Genomic DNA, 19,998 nt, shown 5'->3' on the forward strand with positions numbered 1-19,998 from the left:
GGTCCCGGGTGCCGCCGAAGCCTCACCGACCCGGCTGTCACTGCCGACTGAGATAGGTGAGCACCGCGAGCACCCTGCGGTGGCCGCTGTCGGCGGGGGAGAGGCCCAGCTTGGTGAAGATGTTGCCGATGTGCTTGTGGACGGCGTTGTCGGTGATGACCAGGCGGGTGGCGAGAGTCGCGTTGTCCTTGCCCTCGGCCATCAGGGCGAGGACCTCGCGCTCGCGCGGGGTGAGGGCGGCGATCGGGTCGTGGGCGGGGCGGGTGAGGAGCTGGGCGATGACCTCCGGGTCCATGACCGTGCCGCCGGCCGCCACCCGGCGCAGCGCGTCGACGAACTCGCTGACCCGCCCGACCCGGTCCTTCAGCAGGTAGCCGACCCCGCCGCGCCCGTCGGAGACCAACTCGCCCGCGTACTGCCGCTCGACGTACTGCGAGAGCACCAGCACGGGCAGCCCGGGGTGCAGGCGGCGGGCCTCGATGGCCGCGCGGACGCCCTCGTCGCGGAAGCCGGGCGGCAGGCGGACGTCGACGATGGTGACGTCCGGGCGGTGTTCGGCGACGGCGGCGAGGAAGGCCGCGGCGTCGCCGGCGATGGCCGCGACCTCGAAACCCTTGGCGGTGAGCAGGAGTTCGAGACCGCCGGCGAGCAGCACGTTGTCCTCGGCGATCACGACCCGCACGGCAGCCCCACCTCGATCACGGTCGGCCCGCCGACCGGGCTGTGCACCCGCACCGTACCGTCCAGCGCCAGGACCCGGTGGCGGATCCCGGCGAGGCCGGTGCCGCGCGACTCGTCCGCGCCGCCCACCCCGTCGTCGGAGACCACTACCGTCAACCGGTCGCCGTCCCGGCCCACCCGGACGTCCGCCCGGGCCGCCCCGCTGTGCTTGGCGGCGTTGGTGAGCGCCTCGGCGACCGTGAAGTACGCGACCGCCTCCACCGCCGCCGGGACGTCCCCGCAGTCGGCGGTGTCGAGGTCCGTGGTGATCGCCGCGCCCGCCGCCAGTGCGGCCAGCGCCCCCGCCAGGCCCCGGTCGGCGAGGATCGGCGGGTAGATCGTCCGGATGACGGCGCGCAGCTCCGCCATCGCGTCCTCGGTGCCCTGCTGCGCCTCCGCCAGCAGCCTCGACACCGACTCGGGCTGCTCGTCGAGCAGCTCGCGGGCCACCCCGAGCCGCATCGCGATCGCCACCAGCCGGGCCTGCGTGCCGTCGTGCAGGTCCCGTTCGATCCGCCGCAGTTCCGCGCCGTGCGCGCTCATCGCACCGGCCCGGGTCTCGGTCAGCGTCGCCACCTGCCGGGCCAGCCGCTCGGTCGCCGACGGCGACAGCAGCAGCACGCACAGCCGGGCGTGCAGCCGCGCCAGCAGCGGGACCGCGACGTACGTCAACGCCGCGAACGCGGCCAACTGGGCCGTCCCGAGCGTCAGCGCGGTGCCCCAGCCGGTCAGCGGAACGCCCGCCGCGAAGCCGCCCGCGCGGGTGCCGGCCGGCAGCGCCCACCACAGCGGGAGGGTGACGGCCGTGGTCACCGTGTTGCCCGCGCACAGGGCGGTGAACGCGCCGAACGCCAGGCCGGTGACGGCGTGCGAGCCGGTCCACGCCAGCAGCCGCCACCAGCCGACCCGGACCGGGCCCGACGGTGCGGCGAGCAGCAGCCGGTCGGCGCGCCGGCGGTGCCAGGACGCCCAGCCGCGCGCCGCCCTCGGCGCCGGCAGCACCGGCAGCGCGACCAGCGTGGCCGCGCCCGTGCCGAGACCGCCCAGCAGATACCCCAGGCCGCGCCACCACGCCGACAGCCGTCCGCCCCTGTGATCATTCATTCGGACAAGTCTGAGCCATCGTCACCGCGCCGGGCACTACAGCCAGCTGCACCCTTTTCCCACCAGTACGGGGCACCGACCGCACCACCCCGCGGCGCCTAGCGTCGACGACCATGACGAACACACCGAACGAGACCCCTCGCCGCTCCCGCCGCCGTACCCTGCTGCTGTCCGCCCTCGCCGCCGGAGCGGTCACCGCCGGCCTGCTGGGCGCGACCGTCGCCGAGCGGCGGGGCGACGGCGGACACCGCACGAACGCCGCGCTCCAGCGCGACGTGGACGCGCTCACCGCGCTCGGCGCGACCGGCGTGCAGGCCCGACTGACCGGCCCCGACGGCCCGGACGCCACCGCCGTCGGCGGCGTCGCCGACGTGACGACCCGACAGCCGGTGCCCGCCGACGGGTACTTCCGGATCGCCAGCGTCACCAAGGCCTTCGTGGCCACCGTGGTCCTGCAACTCGTCGCCGAGGGAAAGCTGACGCTGGACGACACGGTGGAGAGCCGACTGCCCGGCGTGGTGTCCGGCAACGGCAACGACGGGCGGGCGATCACCGTCCGTGACCTGCTCCAGCACCGCAGCGGCCTGCACGACGACTACCCCGACTACACCTCGGCGGAGGACTTCCAGCAGCACCGCAACGACACCGTCACCGCCGAGCAGACCGTCGCCCGGGCCGTGGCCCACCAGCCGGACTTCCGCCCCGGCACGCAGTGGAGCTACGGCAACACCGGCTACGTGCTGCTCGGCATGATCGTCGAACGGGTCACCGGACACCCCTGGCACCAGGAGGTGCACGACCGGATCGTCCGGCCGCTCGCCCTCGCCCACACCTCCCGTCCCGGCGCCACCCCCACCCTGCCGCAGCCGCACGCCGCCACCTACCAGCGCTTCCAGGACGGCGGCCCGCTGGTGGACGTCACCGAACAGGTCGGCATGGGCACCAACGGCGAGGCCGGCCTGATCTCCACCACCGCCGACCTCGACCGCTTCTTCGCCGCCCTGCTCGGCGGCAAGCTGCTGCCGCCCGCCCAACTCGCCCAGCTGCAGCAGACCGTCCCCGTCGGCCAGGACTTCGAACAGCTGATGCCGGGCGCCCGCGACGGACTCGGCCTGTTCTCCCGCCCCCTGTCCTGCGGCGGCGTCTACTGGGGCCACGAGGGCGGCGACTCCGGCTGGATCACCGCCACCGGCACCACCACCGACGGCCGCCGCGCCGTCACGGTCTCACTCTCGGGGGTGACCATCGCCTCCCCGGAGGACGTGGCGCGCATCGCCGCAGCCGAGAACACCCTGATCGACCACGCGCTGTGCGGCAGCGACTGACTGCCCGTCAGGACGGGGGAGCGGCGCGGCCGTAGAGGCAGGTGAGGGACGGGCGGCGACAGGGCGGGCCGGGTGGCGGGCTCGTTCTCCAGGCGTACACGGAGCGACCGGGTCATCCTCCGAGTTGATGATCGCCTCGACGGGGTCGGCCAGCATGGGGGCCGACAAAGGACGGGATCCGGGCGGCAGGTGGGCGGTCCGGGCGGAGGGGGCGGGCAGTGCGGCGGAGGACGAAGGTGGTGGGCGCCTTCCTGGTGCTCGGGGCGGTCTTCGGGGGGCTGGCGGCCTGTCGCGCCAACGGCCCGGCGCACGGTGAGCGGGTCATCGAGTCCGACGCGGTCAAAACCACCGGGCTGCGTACCGACATGGCGCCGATGGTGACGCGCTTCCACCGGTTCGGTGAGCTGGTGGACGCGCAGTGGGTGCTGCACTGGCCGGGGGGCGAGCGGGAGTTGGTCCCGAGCAACGAGCATCCGCTGTTCGCGGTGCTGCACCTGAAGCCCGGTCAGGTGAAGCGACTGCTGGACGGCCGGCGCACCGAACCCGCGCGCAAGCCCGTCCTCGCCGCCGACGACCTCCCGCACGGCGGCGACGTCCCCGCCTCGCTCGCGCCGTACCTGCCGGCGGACGCCGCCTGGGTGCTCGCCCCGGAGCTCGACGAGGTGCTGGTGCGGGCGCGCAGCACGGCGGCGGTGCAGTACGACCCGGCCAGCGACACCGTACTGGTCTTCTGCATCAACCCCAACGACCCGGACGAGGTGCGCACGATGGTGGACACCGGGGGCAGGACCAGCCTGGTCACCCCGTCGCCGTTCGTCCCGCCGTCCTGACGACCCGTCGGCGCGGTCGGCCGCAGCGGCGGTCGCAGGGCGGTCGCTCAGCCGGCCCGCAGCAGGTCGTGCAGCGTGCGGGCCACCCGGGCCAGCACGGCCTCCGCCGTCGGCCGGACCGCCGCGGGCACGGTGGACTCCGTCAGCGCCGCGACGGCGTACCGGGAGCCGTCGTCGTGCTCGACCACCCCGATCTCGTGGCGCAGGTTGAGCAGCGTGCCGGTCTTGGACGACCACCGGGAGGAGTCCGTCCGCGAGCTCGACCAGCCGCCTCGCCGACGGCAGCAGATCCCGCCCGAACGGGGTCAGCGCGGCCCGGCGGCCCGAGCGGTCGAACAGCAGACCGCCCAAGTGCCGCTCCAGCGCGGCGATCCGCCGGCTCGCCACCGGCTGCGGCACCCCGGCCGCCGCAGCGCCCAGAGTGAGGCTCCCGCGCTCGCCCATCTGGACGAACACCCGGCACGCCCCCACCAAGTCCACTGGCGCATCGTATGCGTCGAACGCATGAGAAGTGTCAATCCCGTCTTTGTGCAACCGAATCGGCCGGCGCAGGCTGTCGGCCATGCACTCCACGAAGCCCCGCACCGCCCTGCTCGCCGCGCCGCTGCTCGCGGCCGCCCTGCTGACCGGATGCGCACACCCGCCGCCGGCTCCCAGGCCCGATCCCGCTGCCGCAGCGCCCGTCGCCGACCCCTTCCACCAGCTCGAACAGCGTTTCGGCGCCCGCCTCGGCGTGTACGTGCTGGACACCGGCAGCGGCCGCGAGATCACCCACCACGCGGACGAGCGCTTCGCGTTCGCCTCCACCTCCAAGGCCCTGGCCGCCGGCGCCCTGCTGCGCCGCGCCTCCGACGCCGACCTGGAGAAGGTGGTGACGTACCGTCAGGCGGACGTGCTGAAGTGGGCCCCGGTCACCTCGAAGCACGTGGACACCGGCATAACGCTGCGCGACCTGCTCGCCGCGTCCCTGGACCACAGCGACAACACCGCGGCCAACCTCGTCACGGCCGAGGTCGGCGGCCCCGCCGCAGTCCAGCAGGCCCTGCGCGACCTCGGCGACATCACCACGCACGTCGACCGTACCGAGCCGACGCTCAACGAGACCGCCCCGGGCGACACCCGCGACACCAGCACACCCCGCGCGCTGGCCGCCGACCTGCGCCAGTACGTCCTCGGCGACGTCCTGCCCGCCGACCGGCGCCGGCTGCTCACCGACCTGATGCTCGCCAACACCACCGGCGGCCCGTACATCCGAGCGGGCGTCCCCGCCGGTTGGAAGGTCGCCGACCGGACCGGCAACGCCGACCACGGCACCCGCAACGACATCGCCGTCGCCTGGCCCGACGGCGGCCGCAGCCCCGTGGTGATCGTCGTCCTGTCCGACCGCGCCCGACCGGACGCCGCCTCGGACGACGAGCTGATCGCCCGGGCCACCGAGGCCGCGCTGAACGCCCTCGGCTGACCACGTACCAGCACCCCCCCCGCGCAGGCCGCCGCAGCCGCCGTCGAGGCGCAGGACCACTACGACCGCGCCCGTGAACCGGCAGGCGCCGACCCGGCGACGATCAAGTACGTCGTCACCCAGGGCCACTACGACCACCTCGGCGGCGCGCAGCTGCTCGCCGACCGGTACGGCGCCCGAGTCCTGATGCACCCCGCAGACCGGGACCTGATCGCCCGCACCGCACCCGCCGACGCCCCTGCCCGGGACCTGGACATCCTCGACGGCCAGCGCCTCACCCGGCCGTGCTGGACCTGATGCCGCGCGGCCGGACCGCCTACGCCGAGGAGGCCGCCGGCGTCCGGGCCGAACCGGGCGGGTGCTGCTGACGGCAGGTCGGTTCGGGCCAGGTCCGCCGGCGCCGGTCACCCCGGCGAGCAGCTCTCCTGACGTCCTGTCATGTCGTGCAACCACCCGCAGGGCCGGTCGGCCGGTGCCCGCACGGGAACTGGAAGCGTCGCTCCCGGGGCCCGGGCGGGCCCGCATCTAGCCTGGCGGGATGAGCGAGCAGCACAGTGGCCGGGCCCGGCGGCCGCACTACCGGGCGTTGTCGCCGCTGCGGGAGCACCTGCGGGAGTCGTTCTGGTTCGGGCCGCTGGTGGCGTGCGTCGCGGCGGTGCTGCTGGCCGGACTGACCGACCTGATCGACCAGGAGATCTTCGCCGAGGCGACGGCCGAGCAGACCGCCGACACCCTGCTGTCGTTCGCCACCGCGGCGAAGAGCGTGGTGTCGACCATCAGCTCCGCGATGCTCACCTTCATCGGCGTGGTGTTCTCGATCTCCCTGGTGTCGCTCCAGATGGCCGCCGGACAGATGAGCCCCCGGGTGCTGCGCCTGTACGTGCGCAGCCGGCTGACCAAGGCGACGTTCTCCACCTGCCTGGCGACGTTCGTCTTCACCCTGCTGGTGCAGCTCGGCTACGACGACACCACCGACCCGACGCGCGCCGTCTCCGTCCCGATCGTGTCGACAGTCGTCGCGCTCGTCCTGGTGATGCTCAGCCTGGGCCTGTTCGTGCTGTACGTGCAGGCGACGCTTCGGCTGCTGCGCGTGCCGCACGTGATCGACCGGGTCACCCGCGAGTCGCTGCAGGTGCTGCTCGCCTACCGGTGGCTGAACCCGGAACCCGCCGACGGCCTCGGCCCGCAGGGGCCGACGCTGCTGCACGAGGGACGGGCCGGCGTGCTGCGGGACGTGAACATCCGCCGGCTGGTGCGGGTCGCCCGGCGGCACGGCACGGTGCTGCACCTGGTGCCCCGGATCGGCGACTTCATCGCGTCCGGCACCCCGACCGTGCTGGTCGTCGGCGGCACCCCGCCCCGGCCCGGGTGGATCACCACCGCGCTGAACGTCGGCGTCGACCGCACCATGCACCAGGACCTCAGCTTCGGCTTCCGCCAGCTCGTCGACATCGCCATCCGCGCCCTGTCGCCCGCCGTCAACGACCCCACCACCGCCGTGCAGGCCGTCGACCGGATCCACCAGCTGCTCGCCGTTCTCGCCCCCTACCACCTGGGCGAGCTGCGCCACCGCGACCGGGACGGCGCGGTGCGGCTGGTGCAGCCGGTGCCGGGGTGGGAGGCGACGGTGGACCTGGCGTTCACCGAGATCCGGATCTGCGGCGCCGGCCAGCCCCAGGTCACCCGCCGCCTGGTGGCCGCCCTCGACGACCTGCTGCGGATCACCCCCGAGCCGCGGCGCCCCCCGCTGCTCGTCCAGCGGCAGCTGCTGGAACGGGCCGTCGCCGAGGCCGTCCGCGACCACGACAACCGGCTGTTCGCGCTCGCCCCGGACCGCCAGGGCATCGGCTGAGCGCCCCGGGAACGCGAAGTCCGCCCGGAGGAGCTCCGGGCGGACTTCGAGGAGGAACTGCGGTCAGCTCGCGGCGCCGCGGTTCAGCGAGGCCAGGTACTTGTTGTACGCCACCAGCTCGGCGTCGCCGTCACGGTCCGCGGCCCGGTCGCGGCGGCGGGCCTGCCGTTCCTCGGACTTGGCCCACTGGAGAGTCAGGGCGATCAGCACGATCGCGGTGGGGATCTCGCCGAACGCCCAGGTGATGCCGCCGGCCAGTTGCTGGTCGGCGTGCAGGTCGGTGCCGACCGGGGCCAGCTCGGAGGTGAAGGTGTTGACCAGCTGCCCGGAGGCCATCATCACGGCCACGCCGAAGAAGGCGTGGAACGGCATGCCCATGAACAGCTCCAGGATCCGCATCACGAAGCCGGGGCGGTGCGGGCCCGGGTCGACGCCCATGATCGGCCAGAAGAACAGCATGCCGACGGCGAGGAAGTGCAGCATCATCGCCAGATGCCCGATCTGGTACTTCATCAGGTAGTCGAACAGCGGGGTGAAGTACAGCCCGTACAGGCTCGCGATGAAGATCGGGATGGTGTAGGCGGGGTGCGAGACGATCCGCACCAGCCGGCTGTGCAGCAGCGCGACCAGCAGCTCGCGCGGCCCGCGCCCGCTGCCCTTGCGGGCCGGGCGCAGCGAGCGCAGCGTCAGCGTGATCGGCGCGCCGAGCAGCAGCAGGATCGGGGACAGCATGGACAGCACCATGTGCTGCATCATGTGGGCGCTGAACAGCACCATGCCGTAGTCGTTGAGCTTGGTGTTGGTGACCAGGAACACCGTGCCGACACCGGCCGTCCAGGCCACCAGCCGGCCGACCGGCCACTTGTCGCCGCGCCGCCACAGCCGGACCGCCCCGAACAGGTACAGGCCGAAGGCGAGCGCGCAGAAGGCCAGGTACGGCCAGTCCGGCGACAACTCCATGGCCCGCGAGAGGGTGAACGACGGCAGGGGCCCCCCGCCGTGGTGGTGCATCCCCGTCATGCCGTCGCCCATCGGGCGGCCCCGCTTTCGTCCATGCCGTCCGTCCCCACGCGGTGCCGCGGGTCCGGTTTGGTCGGTTTCGTTCGGACCCAGCCTAGGCGTCGCTTACGGCGCGCCGGTCAGCGCCCCCGGCGACGGGGGTGTTTCCGCCGGTGCCGCCGGCGCTCCCGCTCACAGGAAGTAGAGGCGGACGTGGAAGTGCGAGGTCACCGAGATCGGCACCGAGGCGGTGTTGCGGACGGTCAGGGTGCGGACCGGCCGCGGCGCGGGCTCGGCGCCGCGGCCCGGCAGCACGGCACCGGGCGCGGCCCCGCCGAGGTCGCCGCCGCCGAACGGGTCGGCGACGACGGCGAGCCGGGTGCCGTCCTCGAACACCGCCTCGACCTGGATCTCGGGTATCAGGTCGGGGACGCCGGGCAGGACGTCGGCGGGGGAGAGGGCGGTGCGTCCGCGCTCGACGGCCTCGGCGAGGCGCAGGCCGTCGCGGGCGGCTTCGCAGACGGCGTCCGAGATGAGCGCGGTGGCCTCGGGGACGTTCAGGCGCAGGCCGCGGCCGCGGCGGGCGCGGGCGAGCTCGGCGGCGGTGAAGATCAACAGCCGGTCGCGCTCGGTGGGGGTCAGCTGCACGGGGGTCCCTGCGATGCGGTGCAGTGCGGTGCGGTGCGGAGGTCAGCCGGCGGGCTGGTCGTGGGTGGCGCAGTGGATGCCGCCGCCGCCGGAGGCGAGGGTGTCGATCCGCAGGGGGACGATCTCGCGGCCCGGGAACTGGTCCTGGAACACCTCCCGGGCGTGCCCGTCGGCCCGGGAGTCGCCGAACGACGGCAGGTAGACGCCCTTGTTGCCGATGTAGAAGTTCAGGTACGAGGAGACGAAGGCGTCGCCGCGCCCGGTGATCCGGTCGGGGTCGGGCTGGCTGATCTCGATCACCTTGGGCCGGCGGCCGGCCGCGTCGGTGGCCTCCGCCAGGACGGCGCGGGCCTGGTCGGCGGAGCGGGACCAGACGTCGGGCGGGGTGCCGGGGAACGCCCGGTCCAGCAGGACGACACCGGGCGCGGCGAAGCGGGCCAGGCAGTCGACGTGGGCATCGGTGATGTCCTGGCCCCGGACGCCCGCCAGCCAGATCACCTTGGTGACGCCCAGCGCCTGCTTGAGCTCGGCCTCGACCCGGTCGCGGTCGAGCCCGGGGTTGCGGTTGGCGTTCACCACCGAGCTCTCGGTGACCAGCAACGTCCCCTGCCCGTCGCTCTCCAGGGAGCCGCCCTCGGCGACGAGCGGGGTCGTGATCCGCTCCGTCCCGTACCTGGCCAGCACGGCCCGGGCGACCCGGGCGTCGTCGCCGTGCTGCTGCTTGCCGCCCCAGCCGTTGAAGTTGAAGTCGACGCCCTTGACCTTCCCGCCCTCCTCGACGAACACCGGCAGGGTGTCGCGGGCCCACAGGTCGTCCATCGGGAGGGACAGCAGCTCGACGTCGCTGCCGCAGGCGTTCCGGGCCGAGTCCTCCTGGCCGGGGCGGACCAGCAGGACCACCGGCTCGCGCCCGCCGACGGCCCGCGCCACCGAGGCGATGTCCTTGCGGACGGCCCCGAGCTGCTCGCCCCAGACGTCCTCGGAGGCGGGCCAGGCCATGAAGGTCCGCTCGTGCTTCTCCCACTCGCCGCCGAACCGTCGCCCGGGGGCAGGGCCGGTGGGTGCGGTGGGGGACGCCGGGCCGCTCGCGGACGGCTCCGTCAGCACGTCGTCGACGGCCGCGCAGGCGGTCGCGCCGGCCGCGATCAGGCCGGCGCCGGCGAGGGAGCGCAGCACCGTGCGGCGGGAGGGAGAGGGGTGGAACACGAGGAACTCCGGTGGGGCGAGGGTGGATCGGGCCGGTGCGGCGGGCGGGGCACTGCGTGCTGCCGTGCGCGGCGCCGGCAGGCGGTGGGCGCGGTCGCCCGACATCGCCGGAGCTGCACTCTCGCACTGACTGAAAATTCAGTCAAGTTTGGCGCGCCGGGTCGGCCGCACCCGGTGGCGGGGGTGGTTCGGCTCAGCTTGGCGGGTGCTCCAGCTCCCGCCGAAGTCGAAGTCGACGTCGACGGCTACGGCAGGGGCTCGTGCATGGTCGAGCAGTGGATGCCGCCGCCCCCGGCCATCAGCCGGTCGACGTCGAGCTGCACCACCTCGCGGCCGGGGAAGGCGGCGGCGAGCGCCTCCTTCGCGGCGGCGTCCTTGTACGGGTCGCCGAACCGGGTGGTGACGACGCCGCCGTTGACGAGGTGGAAGTTGAGGTAGGAGTCGACGAACTTCGAGCTGCGGGAGCGGACGGTGTCCGGCCCGTGCACGGGGACGACCTGGAGGCGGCGGCCCCGGGCATCGGTGGCGGTGGAGAGGATCGCGAACTGCTCGCGGGCGTCCCGCGCCCAGACGTCGTCGCGGTCCGGGGGCGGCAGCTGCACCATCACCACGCCGGGCCGGACGAACCGGGAGGTGACGTCCACGTGGTCGTCGGTGATGTCCCGGCCCTTGATCCCGGGCAGCCAGATCATCGTGTCCGCGCCGTAGGCGTCCAGGACGGCCTCCTCGACCTCGTCCCGGCTCATGCCGCGGTTGCGGTTCTTGTTGACCAGGCTGCTCTCGGTGGCCATCACGGTGCCGTCGCCGTCCGTCTCGATCGCGCCGCCCTCGCCGACGAAGTCCGCGTGGACGTACCGCAGGCCCCGATGGGCGGCGACCAGTCGGGCGACCCGGGCGTCGTCGTAGTGGACCTGCTTGTCGCCCCAGCCGTTGAAGTTGAGGAGCACGGCGTCCAACCCGCCGCGGCCGTCCCGGCGGAACACCGGCGCGGTGTCGCGCATCCACAGGTCGTCGGTGGGGATCGAACTGATCACCTCCACCCCGGAGCCGCACCGGGCCCGGGCCTTGCCCGCCGTCCAGTCGTCGGGGGCGCACATGACCACCGGTTCGAACTCGGCGATCGTGCGGGCGATCAGCGCGATGTCGTCCTGGACGCCCCCCAGCCGCAGTCCCCACACGCCCCGGCGGGAGGGCCAGGACATCCAGGTCCGTGCGTGTGGGACGTCGTCCGCCGGCACCCGGGGGCGGGCGTCGTGGTGGTGGGTCATCGAGGGTCTCCGGATCGTGTGACGGTGCCGACGGACAGCACCTCTCCTGCGGGTCCAGGTTCGCACTGACTGAAAAATCGGTCAAACATCCGAGGGCTCCGGCGTGCCCTCGACGGCCGACGCGTGCCGATCCCGGTGGATCAGGAGCCGAGCCGGGCCACCTCGACGTCGACGGCGTCGGCCATGAGCGTCCGGGCGTGCGCCAGCGGCAGGCTGCCGCTGAGCCACCGCGTGCTCAGCCCCTCCAGCAGCGCCGTCAACCGCTCGGCCGTGCCGGCCAGCGCCACCGCCGAGGCCATCGGCCGGACGGCGCCGAGGAGTTCGGCGATCTCCTGCACCCAGATCCGGGTGGCCCGGGCCAGGTCCTCGCGCAGCGTCTCGTCGAACACCGCGCTCGCCCGCAGCTCGCCCCAGGCGGTGCTGTTCTCCCGCACCGCGGCGGTGTCCTGGAGCTCCAGCAGCAGCGTCTGCTCCAACTCCTCGCGGGCCGTCAACGGCGGGGCGTCCGCGGCGCGCTCGGTCGTGTACCGCTCCGCCCGGTCGTTGATGAACTCCAGCGTCTGCCGGAGAATCCCCGTCCGGTCCTTGAAGTGGTAGTAGATCAGCGCGGTGGACACCCCCGCCTCGGCCGCGAGCTCCTCCACCCGCAGCCCGCGCACCCCGCGCCGCGCGATCACCCGCGCCGCTGCTTCCATGATCGACGTTTTACGACTGGCCACGACCCACCACCCTACCGGGGCACCCTGCGGGCATCGGACCGGGCTGTCCGAATCATCGGTCAGCCCGGGCCCGGCAGCGCGCCTCCGGCGGTGCGGCGTGATCCGTCAGGCCTTCGGCACCAGGGTGTTCTCGTTGGTGCGGCCGGCGGCGAAGTCGTCGATGTTGCGGGCGGTGGCGTCGATGATCTGGCCGACGGCGGTGTGGGTGAAGTAGGCCTGGTGGCTGGTGACGAGGACCTGGGGGAAGGTGATGAGGCGGGCGAGGGTGTCGTCGGTGATGCCGTGGATGGAGCGGTCGGTGAAGAAGACGCCGGTCTCTTCCTCGTAGACGTCGAGGCCGACGCCGGAGAGGCGTCCGGCGCGGAGGGTTTCGACGAGGGCGGCGCTGTCGAGGAGGCCGCCGCGGCTGGAGTTGATGAGGATGGCGTCGTCCTTCATCCGGGCCAGGGCGGCGGCGTCGACGAGGTGGTGGGTGGCGGGGAGGAGGGGGACGTGGAGGCTGATCAGGTCGGCCCGGGTGAGGAGTTCGGGGAGTTCGGTGTAGTGCATGCCGAGGTCGAGGCAGGCGGGGTTGGGGGCGATGTCCCAGCCGAGGAGGTGGGTGCCGAAGCCGGCGGCGATGCGGGCGAAGCACTCGCCGATCTTGCCGGTGCCGATGACGCCGACGGTCATGCCGTGGATGTCGCGGCCCATCAGGCCGTCGAGGCGGAAGTCGAACTCGCGGGAGCGGTTCGAGGCGCGGGCCAGGCGGCGGTTGACGGCGAGGGCGAGCGCCCAGGCGTGCTCGGCGACCGCGTACGGGCTGTAGTGGGAGACCCGGGCGATGGTCAGGCCGAGTCGGGCGGCGGCGTCGAGGTCGATGTTGTTGAAGCCGGTGGCGCGTTGGGCGACCAGCCGGGTGCCGCCGGCGGCGAGGACGGAGAGGGTCTCGGCGTCGAGGACGTCGTTGACGCTGCTGCTGACGGCCGGGTAGCCGGCGGCGAGCGGGGCGGTGTCGCGGTCGAGGAACACGGCGAGGGTGCGCAGCGAGTGCCGGCCCTTGAAGGCCTGCTCCAGAAGCGGCTGCTCGTCTGCTTGGACGCCGTACGCGAGGATCTCCATGCGGCGAAGGCTATCCCCGGGGGCGTGCGGGGTGAACCACGACGCGCCCCCGGGGTGACGAACCGTCAGATGACGGTCTCCGCCTCCAGGTAGCGGTCGGACGGGACCGTCTTCAGCTCGGCGACGGCCTCGCCCAGCGGCACCAGCCGGATGTCGGTGCCCTGCAGGGCGGTGATGTGGCCGAACGCGCCCTTGTGCGCGGCTTCCACGGCGTGCCAGCCGAAGCGGGTGGCGAGCACCCGGTCGTAGGCGGTCGGGGTGCCGCCGCGCTGGGTGTGGCCGAGGATGACCGGGCGGGCCTCCTTGCCGAGGCGGTGCTCCAGCTCGCGGGAGAGCTGGGTGGCGATGCCGGTGAACCGCTCGTGGCCGTACATGTCCTTGGTGCCCTCCTCCCAGGCCATGGTGCCGGGCTCGGGCTTGGCGCCCTCGGCGCACACCACGATCGCGAACTTCTTCTGCCGGTCGAAGCGCTCGCGCACCACGTCCGTCAACTTGTCGATGTGGAAGGGCCGTTCGGGGACGACGATGGCGTGCGCGCCGGCCGCCATGCCCGCGTTCAGGGCGATCCAGCCGGTGTGCCGGCCCATCACCTCGACCACCATGACGCGCTGGTGCGACTCGGCGGTGGTCTTCAGCCGGTCCAGCGCCTCGGTGGCCACCGACACGGCGGTGTCGAAGCCGAAGGTGACGTCGGTGCAGGCGATGTCGTTGTCGATGGTCTTCGGCACGCCGATCACCGGCAGGCCCGCGTCGCTCATCAGCTTCGCGGCCTTCAGGGTGCCCTCGCCGCCGATCGGGATCACCGCGTCGATGCCCAGGTCCGCGCAGTACTTCTTGGCGCGCTCCACGCCGTCGCGCAGGTGGCTGGGCTGGACCCGGGAGGAACCCAGGATCGTGCCGCCCTGGGCGAGGATGCCGCTCACCGAGTCGAGCGTCAGCGGGCGGTGGACGCCCTCCAGGAGACCGCGCCAGCCGTCCTCGAACCCGATGATCTCGTCGCCGTGGTCGACCACCCCCCGGTGGACCACGGAACGGATGACGGCGTTCAGGCCGGGGCAGTCACCGCCACTGGTCAGGACACCAATACGCATTGCTTTGCCAACTCCCGAGCAGGATTCGGACGGCCGGACTGGTGGGTGAGAATCGGACATAGCGCCCGAATCGGACCTGCTGCACAGCATACGGTTCCTGCGTCCGGCCGAGCCGAAACCGACGCGGGGGCGGCTTCCTCGACGCACCACACGTAACTGCGACCCGACCGCCGAGGAGGGTGTTGCGCCCGGGCTCTCCTTATTCTCCTATGAAGTTGTCCCACCGGGGACGGCCGACCACATGGCGGTCAGCCGTCCACCGGGCCAACGGCCGGCGGCTACGCCGGGCGGGCCGCCGAGGCGATCCGCTCGGTACGCAGCGCGTCGTACCAGGTGGTGTCCGCCGGCGGCAGCGCGTTCACGTCCAGCGCCAGCTTGATCAGCAGGTCGGCGACGGCGGGGTTGCGGGCCATCACCGGGCCGTGCAGGTAGGTGCCGAACACGGTGTCGCGCCAGGCGCCCTCGGTGCCGTCGCCGGTGCCGTTGCCCCGGCCGACCTGCACCGTGGCGAGCGGCTTGACGCCCTCGCCGAGGTGCGTGATGCCCTGGTGGTTCTCGAAACCGGTCAGCTGCGGCAGACCCAGCTGCGGATTCACCTCCGCCAGCACGTCGCCGACGCAGCGCGCGCCCTCGCCGCGGGTGGTCCACACGTCCAGCAGGCCCAGGCCCGCCTCGCGCTCGCCGAGGTCGTTGATGAACTCGTGGCCCAGGATCTGGAACCCGGCGCACACCGAGAAGATGATCGCACCGTTCTCGGCGGCCCGGACCAGCCCGCCGTCGTTGCGCAGCCGCTCCGCCGCGAGCCGCTGCGGACGGTCCTCACCGCCGCCGATCAGGTAGATGTCGCCACTGGTCGGCACCGACTGGTCGGAGCGCACGTCGATCCGCTGCACCCCGAGCCCGCGCTGCTGCGCCCGGCGCTCCACCACCAGCGCATTGCCGCGGTCGCCGTACGTGGACAGCAGGTCCGGGTACACCCAGACCACCCGCAGGCTGCTCTCGCTCATCCTGGAAGACCTCCCGTACTGCGGCGCCGCCTCCGGCGCACCGCCCCCGTACTGCTGCTGCGGCTCGTCGAACCCCCGCTGCCGTCCGGCGAACTGCTGCCCGTCGTACTGCTGCCGGTGCTGCGGCTCCGCGAACGACTGCTCGCCGTACGCCTGCTGCTCGCCGTACGACTGGTCGCCGTACTGCTGCTGCTGGTACTGCTGGTCGTCGAACTGCTGCCCGTCGTACGGCTGCCCGCCGTACTGCTGGTAGTGCTGCTGGTCGCTCATCAGGCCACCACGGCCTTGCGCAGCTGCTGGAACGCCGTGTAGTTGGCGATCGCCTCGATGCGGCCCTCGGGGGCGGCGTCCACCGCCTGGGAGAGCGAGTCGACGACCTGGAACTGCAGGCCGGCGACCTCCAGACGGACCGCCAGGTCGAGCTTGCGCTGGCCCATCACGAAGATCGGGTGACCGGCCAGGCGCTCGTAGTCGACGTCCCACAGCCAGGAGGTGTCGGTGCCGTCGGCGTCCATCGCGTTCACCGACAGGATCACCGGCGCCGGCGGGCCGTCGATCAGCGAGAAGGTCTCCAGCCAGCCGGCCGGGTTCTTCGCCAGCAGCAGCCGGATGTCGCGGCCGCGGAACTGCACCACGTCGTAGCGGCCGGCCACCGCCGCCACCGCCTGCATGCGCTGCAGCGCGACCTGCGGGGCCACCCCGAACACCGCGGCGACCGCCGCCGAGCTGGTCGCGTTGGCCAGGTTGGCGCGGCCCGGCAGCTGGAGCTGGATCGGCCAGGCGCCGCGGTGCGGGTCGATCACGTGGGTGCCCTGCAGCGCCCAGTGCGGGTTCGGACGGCGGAAACCGCACTCGCCGCAGAACCAGTCGTCGCCCGGACGCTGCATCACACCGCCGCACGACGGGCACGACCAGGCGTCCTCCTTCCACGCCTGCCCGGCGGCCACCCAGACCACCTTCTTGCAGGACGAGGCGGCCCAGGTCACCAGCGGGTCGTCCGCGTTGGCGATGATCACGGCCTCGGTGTCCTTCAGGCCCTCGCGCCACTTCTCGGCCATCATCCGGGTCTCGGCGGCCCGGTCGAGCTGGTCACGGGAGAGGTTCAGCAGCGCTATCGCCTTCGGCCGGGTGTCCCGGGCGACCATCGGCAGGTACTTCTCGTCCACCTCGATGACGCCGAACCGGGCGTCCGTGCCGCCCGCCAGCGCCGCCGTGATACCGGCCGGCATGTTCGCGCCCAGCGCGTTGGAGACCACCGGGCCCGCCGCCCGCAGGGCCTCGGCGATCAGCCGGGTGGTGGTGGTCTTGCCGTTGGTGGCGCTGACCAGGACCACGTCCAGGTGCTCGGCGAGGGTCTTCAGCAGATCCGGGTCGAGCTTGAGCGCGACCTTGCCGCCGATCACCGACCCACTGCCGCGCCCGGCCTTCTGGGACAGCGCGGCCGCCATCTTGCCGGCCGTCACGGCGATCTTTGCGCGGGCGGGCAGCGAGGCGTCGCGCGCGGCTTCCGAATCGGTGCCTGGCATGCTCAGGGGTTCCTCCTTGCTGCGGCACCGCCCAGGTCGTTCGACGACCCACGGGCGGCATGGACGGACTCAGCCTACCGACTCCCGCCCGCACACTTGAGCAGGGGCGACATACCGGCCCGCGCCACACCCGGCCGAGGCGGCGCCGCGACGGGCCCGGAGGACGTGCCACCGGGCCCGACGGGCCGTCAGCGCGCCGCCCACGGCGCGGGCAGTTTCTCCGCCGCCTCCGACAGGTGCGCGGTGATCACCAGGGTGCCCTCCTCCACCTGGTAGTCCAGCGGCGCCGACAGCCGGCGCATGGTCGAGATCAGCCCGGTGTTCGCCGCCGTCGTCACCGCGTACACCGTGCCCACGCCCGCCTCCAGTGCCAGCGCCGCCATCCGCCGCACCAGGTCCACCCCCAGGCCGCGGCGCTGCCAGGCGTCCTCGACCAGCAGCGCGATCTCCGCGCCCTCGTCGTCCCACATCAGGTGCGCCAGCGCCACCAGCCGGCCCTGCGCGGTCTCCACCGCCAGGGTCTGCCCGTGCCGCGGGTCCAACAGGTGGTCCAGGTAGCGGTCGGCGTCCTTCACCGGCCCGTGGTAGCGCCGCCGCAGCGACTCCGGCGAGCACCGGGCGTGCATCGCCACCGCCGCCTCCTTGTCGGCCGGCGTGGCCCGGCGCACCGTCAGGTCGTCGCCCGCCGGGCGGCTGATCCGCGCCGCGACCTGCGGCACCCGCGGGCCCAGCAGGGTGTCCAGCTCCACCAGCGCCCGGGCCCGGGCGAACTCGGTGGGCGTGAACGGCAGGCTCGGCCGGGACAGCTCCAGCAGGTCCCCGTTCGGCAGCGGCAGCCGCATCACGTGCCCGTCCACGCCGGGCTGCGCCGCGGCGCCCCGCCCCGGGTACTGGCGGATCGCCGCCCGCCCGAACAACTGCCGCAGCGCGACCGGCAGCTCCGCCGCGTCCAGCGCGGTACGGGTCGCCAGCGCCAGCACCTGCCGGGGCACGTCCACCAGCTCGTGGGCGTCCGCCCGGTCCGACCAGATGTCCCGGCCGCCGCCCGCCGCGACCGCCGCCACCAGCTCGGCCCGGGCCAGCGAGGCCGGCGCGCGCACGATGAACTCGTCCACCGTGCAGTCGGGCAGCGGGTGCGCCTGCATCGAGACGATGTTCACCCGCCGCTCCGCCAACGCCGTGCACACCCGGGCCAGGCTGCCCGGCGCGTCCGCGACACTGGTCCGCAGCCGCCACAGCACGGTCGGCTCCTCGACGGTGCTCACCTCGGGCCCGCCCGGTGGTGCGAGGGCGTCCGGGCCGGGCGGGTGCCGGTGCGCCAGCCGGACGCGGAACAGCGTGGCGGCGAGCAGCGCCCCGGCGGAGGCGAACAGCAGCACCGGCCCGTCGTGGCCGTGCACGACGACGTTCGCGACCAGGTCGGCGGCCGCGACCGCCGCGAACACCGCCGCGAGCTCGACCGCCTCCCGGCGCCAGCGCTGCCGCTTCGTACCGAATCTGTGGGTGTACGCCGTGTCATCCATGCCTGAATGGTGGCGCTCCGCTGTTTCACGATCACGAACCCCCCGTGACCCGACGGTTAATGTCTGCGCGGCCCCCGTCGGATCGGCGCTGATCCGCTCCCGCGATCACTCTGACGTGCGGCCCCGGTCCAGGAGTTCCGCACCGGCCGATTTCACCTCGGCCAGCAGCAGCCGCAGATCCTCGTCCGTGGTCGCGGAGTTCAGCAGACACGCCCGCAGCATCTCCCGCCCGCGGTACACCGCGCCGGTCACGAACACCCGGCCGCGCTGCTGGACCGCCACCGGCAGAAGGGAGTTGAGCTGCTGCGTCGCCTCCTCGTCGAGGCCGGACGGGCGGTACCGGAACGCGACGATCGACGTCTCCACCGGCGCCAGCAGCTCCAACTCCGGGTCCTGCTCGACCCACGCGCCCAGCCGCCGGGCCTGCGCGGTGCAGTGAGCGACGTCCCGGGCCACCCCCGAACGGCCGCGGTGCGCGATCGACGCCCACACCTTCAGCGAGCGGAACGGACGGGTCTGCTCGGTGCCGTACTCCGAGAACCAGCCCAGACCGCCCGCGTCCTCGTCCCGCAGGTACGACGGCACCAGGCTGAACGTGCCCCGCAACTCCGCCGCGTCCCGCACCAGCGCACAGCCGCAGTCGACCGGTACGCCCAGCCACTTGTGCGGATCCAGCGCGAGGGAGTCGGCGCGGTCGAGCCCCTGGTAGCGGTGCGCGATCTCCGGGTCCAGCACCCCGAACGCGCCGTACGCGCCGTCGACGTGGAACCACAGCCCTTCGCGGGCGGCCAGCTCGGCGATCGGCTCGAACGGGTCGACGGCGCCGGTGCCGACGGTTCCCGCGGACGCCACCACCAGGAACGGCAGCCGGCCCGCGGCGCGGTCCTCGGCGATCGCCGCTTCGAGACTGTCCAGCCGCAGGTGGCCGTCCTCGTCGGCGGCCACCACCCGCAGGTGCTTCGACCCCAGCCCGAGCAGCTCCGCGGCCTTGCGCACACAGCTGTGCGCCTCGCCCGTGACGTACCCCACCAGCGGCGGCATCCCCGCGAGCCCGTCCTCCCGGACGTCCCACCCCGCGGTGCGCGCCGCGCGGCCGCGGGCCGCGGCCAGGCAGACGATGGTCGCCATCGACGTTCCGGACGTCAGCAGACCGCCGCCGGGCGGGTGCGGGAAGCCCACCAGCTCCGCGATCCACCGCACCACCGCCCGCTCCAGATGGACGTCCGCGTGGTCGCCGCCCGCCGAGCTCGGGTTCATCGCGGACGCGGCCAGCGTCGCCAGCACACCCGCGGGCTGCGGCGCGGAGTTCACCCACCCGAAGAACCGGGGGCTTCCGTTGCCCATCGGATACGGCATGATCCGCGACTCGACTGCCGTCAGCAGCTCCTCGAAGCCCGCCCCGTCCTCCGGCAGCTCCAGCTCCAGCAGCGCGGAGCGCTCCGCGGGGTCCATCGGCTGCCACACCGGGCGCGAGGGCAGCGCGTCGAGATAGTCCGCGACCAGCTGCGCGGCGGCCTGGGCGGCACTTCGGAAGTCGTCGTTCATGGGAGCGAATGCTAAGGGCGCGGGAGCGAGCAGGTGCGACACCAGTGGCGCGTGGGGGTACCTCCCGGCCCG

Annotated in this window: 16 protein-coding genes and 4 pseudogenes; 5 read left to right on the forward strand and 15 right to left on the reverse strand. The window is 73.5% G+C overall.

Translation table 11 applies throughout. The features are described 5' to 3' along the window. Positions 1 to 37 precede the first annotated feature (37 nt). Both ACI1MP_RS33345 and ACI1MP_RS33350 read right to left on the reverse strand, forming a co-directional pair. The gene (locus ACI1MP_RS33345; RefSeq protein WP_380337220.1) at positions 38 to 682 is read right to left on the reverse strand and encodes a response regulator; all 645 of its coding nucleotides are present in this window, start codon (positions 680 to 682) and stop codon (positions 38 to 40) included. Next, on the reverse strand, positions 670 to 1,824 hold the full coding sequence (locus ACI1MP_RS33350; protein WP_404870300.1) for a histidine kinase: 1,155 nt from the start codon (positions 1,822 to 1,824) through the stop codon (positions 670 to 672). Before ACI1MP_RS33350 ends, ACI1MP_RS33345 begins: the two co-directional genes overlap by 13 nt. Before the next feature lie 113 nt (positions 1,825 to 1,937). Between ACI1MP_RS33350 and ACI1MP_RS33355 the strand changes: the two genes are divergently transcribed. Together ACI1MP_RS33355 and ACI1MP_RS33360 are read left to right on the forward strand one after the other, a co-directional pair. Further along, complete coding sequence (locus tag ACI1MP_RS33355; protein WP_380337225.1) at positions 1,938 to 3,149, forward strand: serine hydrolase domain-containing protein; 1,212 nt, start codon at positions 1,938 to 1,940, stop codon at positions 3,147 to 3,149. A 236-nt stretch (positions 3,150 to 3,385) separates the two neighbouring features. Then, on the forward strand, positions 3,386 to 3,979 hold the full coding sequence (locus ACI1MP_RS33360; RefSeq protein ID WP_404870301.1) for a hypothetical protein: 594 nt from the start codon (positions 3,386 to 3,388) through the stop codon (positions 3,977 to 3,979). A gap of 47 nt (positions 3,980 to 4,026) precedes the next feature. On the opposite strand, the pseudogene ACI1MP_RS33365 reads toward ACI1MP_RS33360, so the two are convergent. Together ACI1MP_RS33365 and ACI1MP_RS33370 are read right to left on the reverse strand one after the other, a co-directional pair. Then, a pseudogene (locus ACI1MP_RS33365) lies at positions 4,027 to 4,230 on the reverse strand (serine hydrolase); the annotation flags it as partial. A 52-nt stretch (positions 4,231 to 4,282) separates the two neighbouring features. Then, positions 4,283 to 4,543, reverse strand: a pseudogene (locus tag ACI1MP_RS33370) (LysR family transcriptional regulator); the annotation flags it as partial. Here ACI1MP_RS33370 and bla point away from each other — a divergent pair. The 3 genes and pseudogenes from bla (at position 4,542) to ACI1MP_RS33385 (ending at position 7,293) form a co-directional block, all read left to right on the forward strand. Next, positions 4,542 to 5,441, forward strand: coding sequence for a class A beta-lactamase (gene bla, locus ACI1MP_RS33375; protein ID WP_404870302.1), 900 nt, complete (start codon positions 4,542 to 4,544; stop codon positions 5,439 to 5,441). The pseudogene ACI1MP_RS33370 and the gene bla sit on opposite strands and share 2 nt — an antisense overlap. Positions 5,442 to 5,519: 78 nt before the next feature. Continuing rightward, positions 5,520 to 5,738 (forward strand): annotated as a pseudogene (locus ACI1MP_RS33380) (MBL fold metallo-hydrolase); the annotation flags it as partial. 241 nt (positions 5,739 to 5,979) lie between these two features. Further along, positions 5,980 to 7,293 (forward strand): DUF2254 domain-containing protein, encoded by a 1,314-nt coding sequence (locus ACI1MP_RS33385; protein WP_380337235.1) that lies wholly within the window; start codon positions 5,980 to 5,982, stop codon positions 7,291 to 7,293. 63 nt (positions 7,294 to 7,356) lie between these two features. Here ACI1MP_RS33385 and ACI1MP_RS33390 read toward each other — a convergent pair whose 3' ends face one another. The 11 genes and pseudogenes from ACI1MP_RS33390 to ACI1MP_RS33440 form a co-directional block, all read right to left on the reverse strand. After that, positions 7,357 to 8,304: a cytochrome c oxidase assembly protein gene (locus ACI1MP_RS33390; RefSeq protein ID WP_189271856.1), complete on the reverse strand. Its 948-nt coding sequence runs from the start codon at positions 8,302 to 8,304 to the stop codon at positions 7,357 to 7,359. Positions 8,305 to 8,505: 201 nt separating this feature from the next. Beyond that, positions 8,506 to 8,940: pseudogene (gene ureA / locus ACI1MP_RS33395) on the reverse strand (urease subunit gamma); the annotation flags it as partial. 42 nt (positions 8,941 to 8,982) lie between these two features. Continuing rightward, the gene (locus tag ACI1MP_RS33400; protein ID WP_404870303.1) at positions 8,983 to 10,146 is read right to left on the reverse strand and encodes an agmatine/peptidylarginine deiminase; all 1,164 of its coding nucleotides are present in this window, start codon (positions 10,144 to 10,146) and stop codon (positions 8,983 to 8,985) included. 245 nt (positions 10,147 to 10,391) lie between these two features. Beyond that, a complete protein-coding gene (locus tag ACI1MP_RS33405) occupies positions 10,392 to 11,414 on the reverse strand; it encodes an agmatine/peptidylarginine deiminase (RefSeq protein ID WP_380337237.1) in 1,023 nt (340 codons plus the stop codon). A gap of 140 nt (positions 11,415 to 11,554) precedes the next feature. Beyond that, a complete protein-coding gene (locus ACI1MP_RS33410; protein WP_369879968.1) occupies positions 11,555 to 12,109 on the reverse strand; it encodes a TetR/AcrR family transcriptional regulator in 555 nt (184 codons plus the stop codon). A 129-nt stretch (positions 12,110 to 12,238) separates the two neighbouring features. Next, positions 12,239 to 13,234, reverse strand: coding sequence for a 2-hydroxyacid dehydrogenase (locus tag ACI1MP_RS33415; protein WP_380337241.1), 996 nt, complete (start codon positions 13,232 to 13,234; stop codon positions 12,239 to 12,241). 65 nt (positions 13,235 to 13,299) lie between these two features. Further along, entirely contained in the window at positions 13,300 to 14,325 is a 1,026-nt protein-coding gene (locus ACI1MP_RS33420) for a 6-phosphofructokinase (protein ID WP_043907892.1), read from the reverse strand. Positions 14,326 to 14,603: 278 nt separating this feature from the next. Beyond that, positions 14,604 to 15,332: a type 1 glutamine amidotransferase gene (locus tag ACI1MP_RS33425; RefSeq protein WP_043909294.1), complete on the reverse strand. Its 729-nt coding sequence runs from the start codon at positions 15,330 to 15,332 to the stop codon at positions 14,604 to 14,606. Positions 15,333 to 15,601: 269 nt separating this feature from the next. After that, positions 15,602 to 16,858 carry a MurT ligase domain-containing protein gene (locus tag ACI1MP_RS33430; protein WP_043907891.1) on the reverse strand — a complete coding sequence of 419 codons (1,257 nt, stop codon included), beginning with the start codon at positions 16,856 to 16,858 and terminating at the stop codon, positions 15,602 to 15,604. 188 nt (positions 16,859 to 17,046) lie between these two features. Beyond that, positions 17,047 to 18,381, reverse strand: a complete 1,335-nt coding sequence (locus tag ACI1MP_RS33435) for a GNAT family N-acetyltransferase (RefSeq protein WP_404870304.1) — start codon at positions 18,379 to 18,381, stop codon at positions 17,047 to 17,049. Between the two features lie 105 nt (positions 18,382 to 18,486). Further along, positions 18,487 to 19,926, reverse strand: a complete 1,440-nt coding sequence (locus ACI1MP_RS33440; RefSeq protein ID WP_380337245.1) for a pyridoxal phosphate-dependent decarboxylase family protein — start codon at positions 19,924 to 19,926, stop codon at positions 18,487 to 18,489. Between the last annotated feature and the right edge of the window lie 72 nt (positions 19,927 to 19,998).

This window comes from Kitasatospora griseola, assembly GCF_044999035.1.
Taxonomy (GTDB): domain Bacteria; phylum Actinomycetota; class Actinomycetes; order Streptomycetales; family Streptomycetaceae; genus Kitasatospora; species Kitasatospora griseola.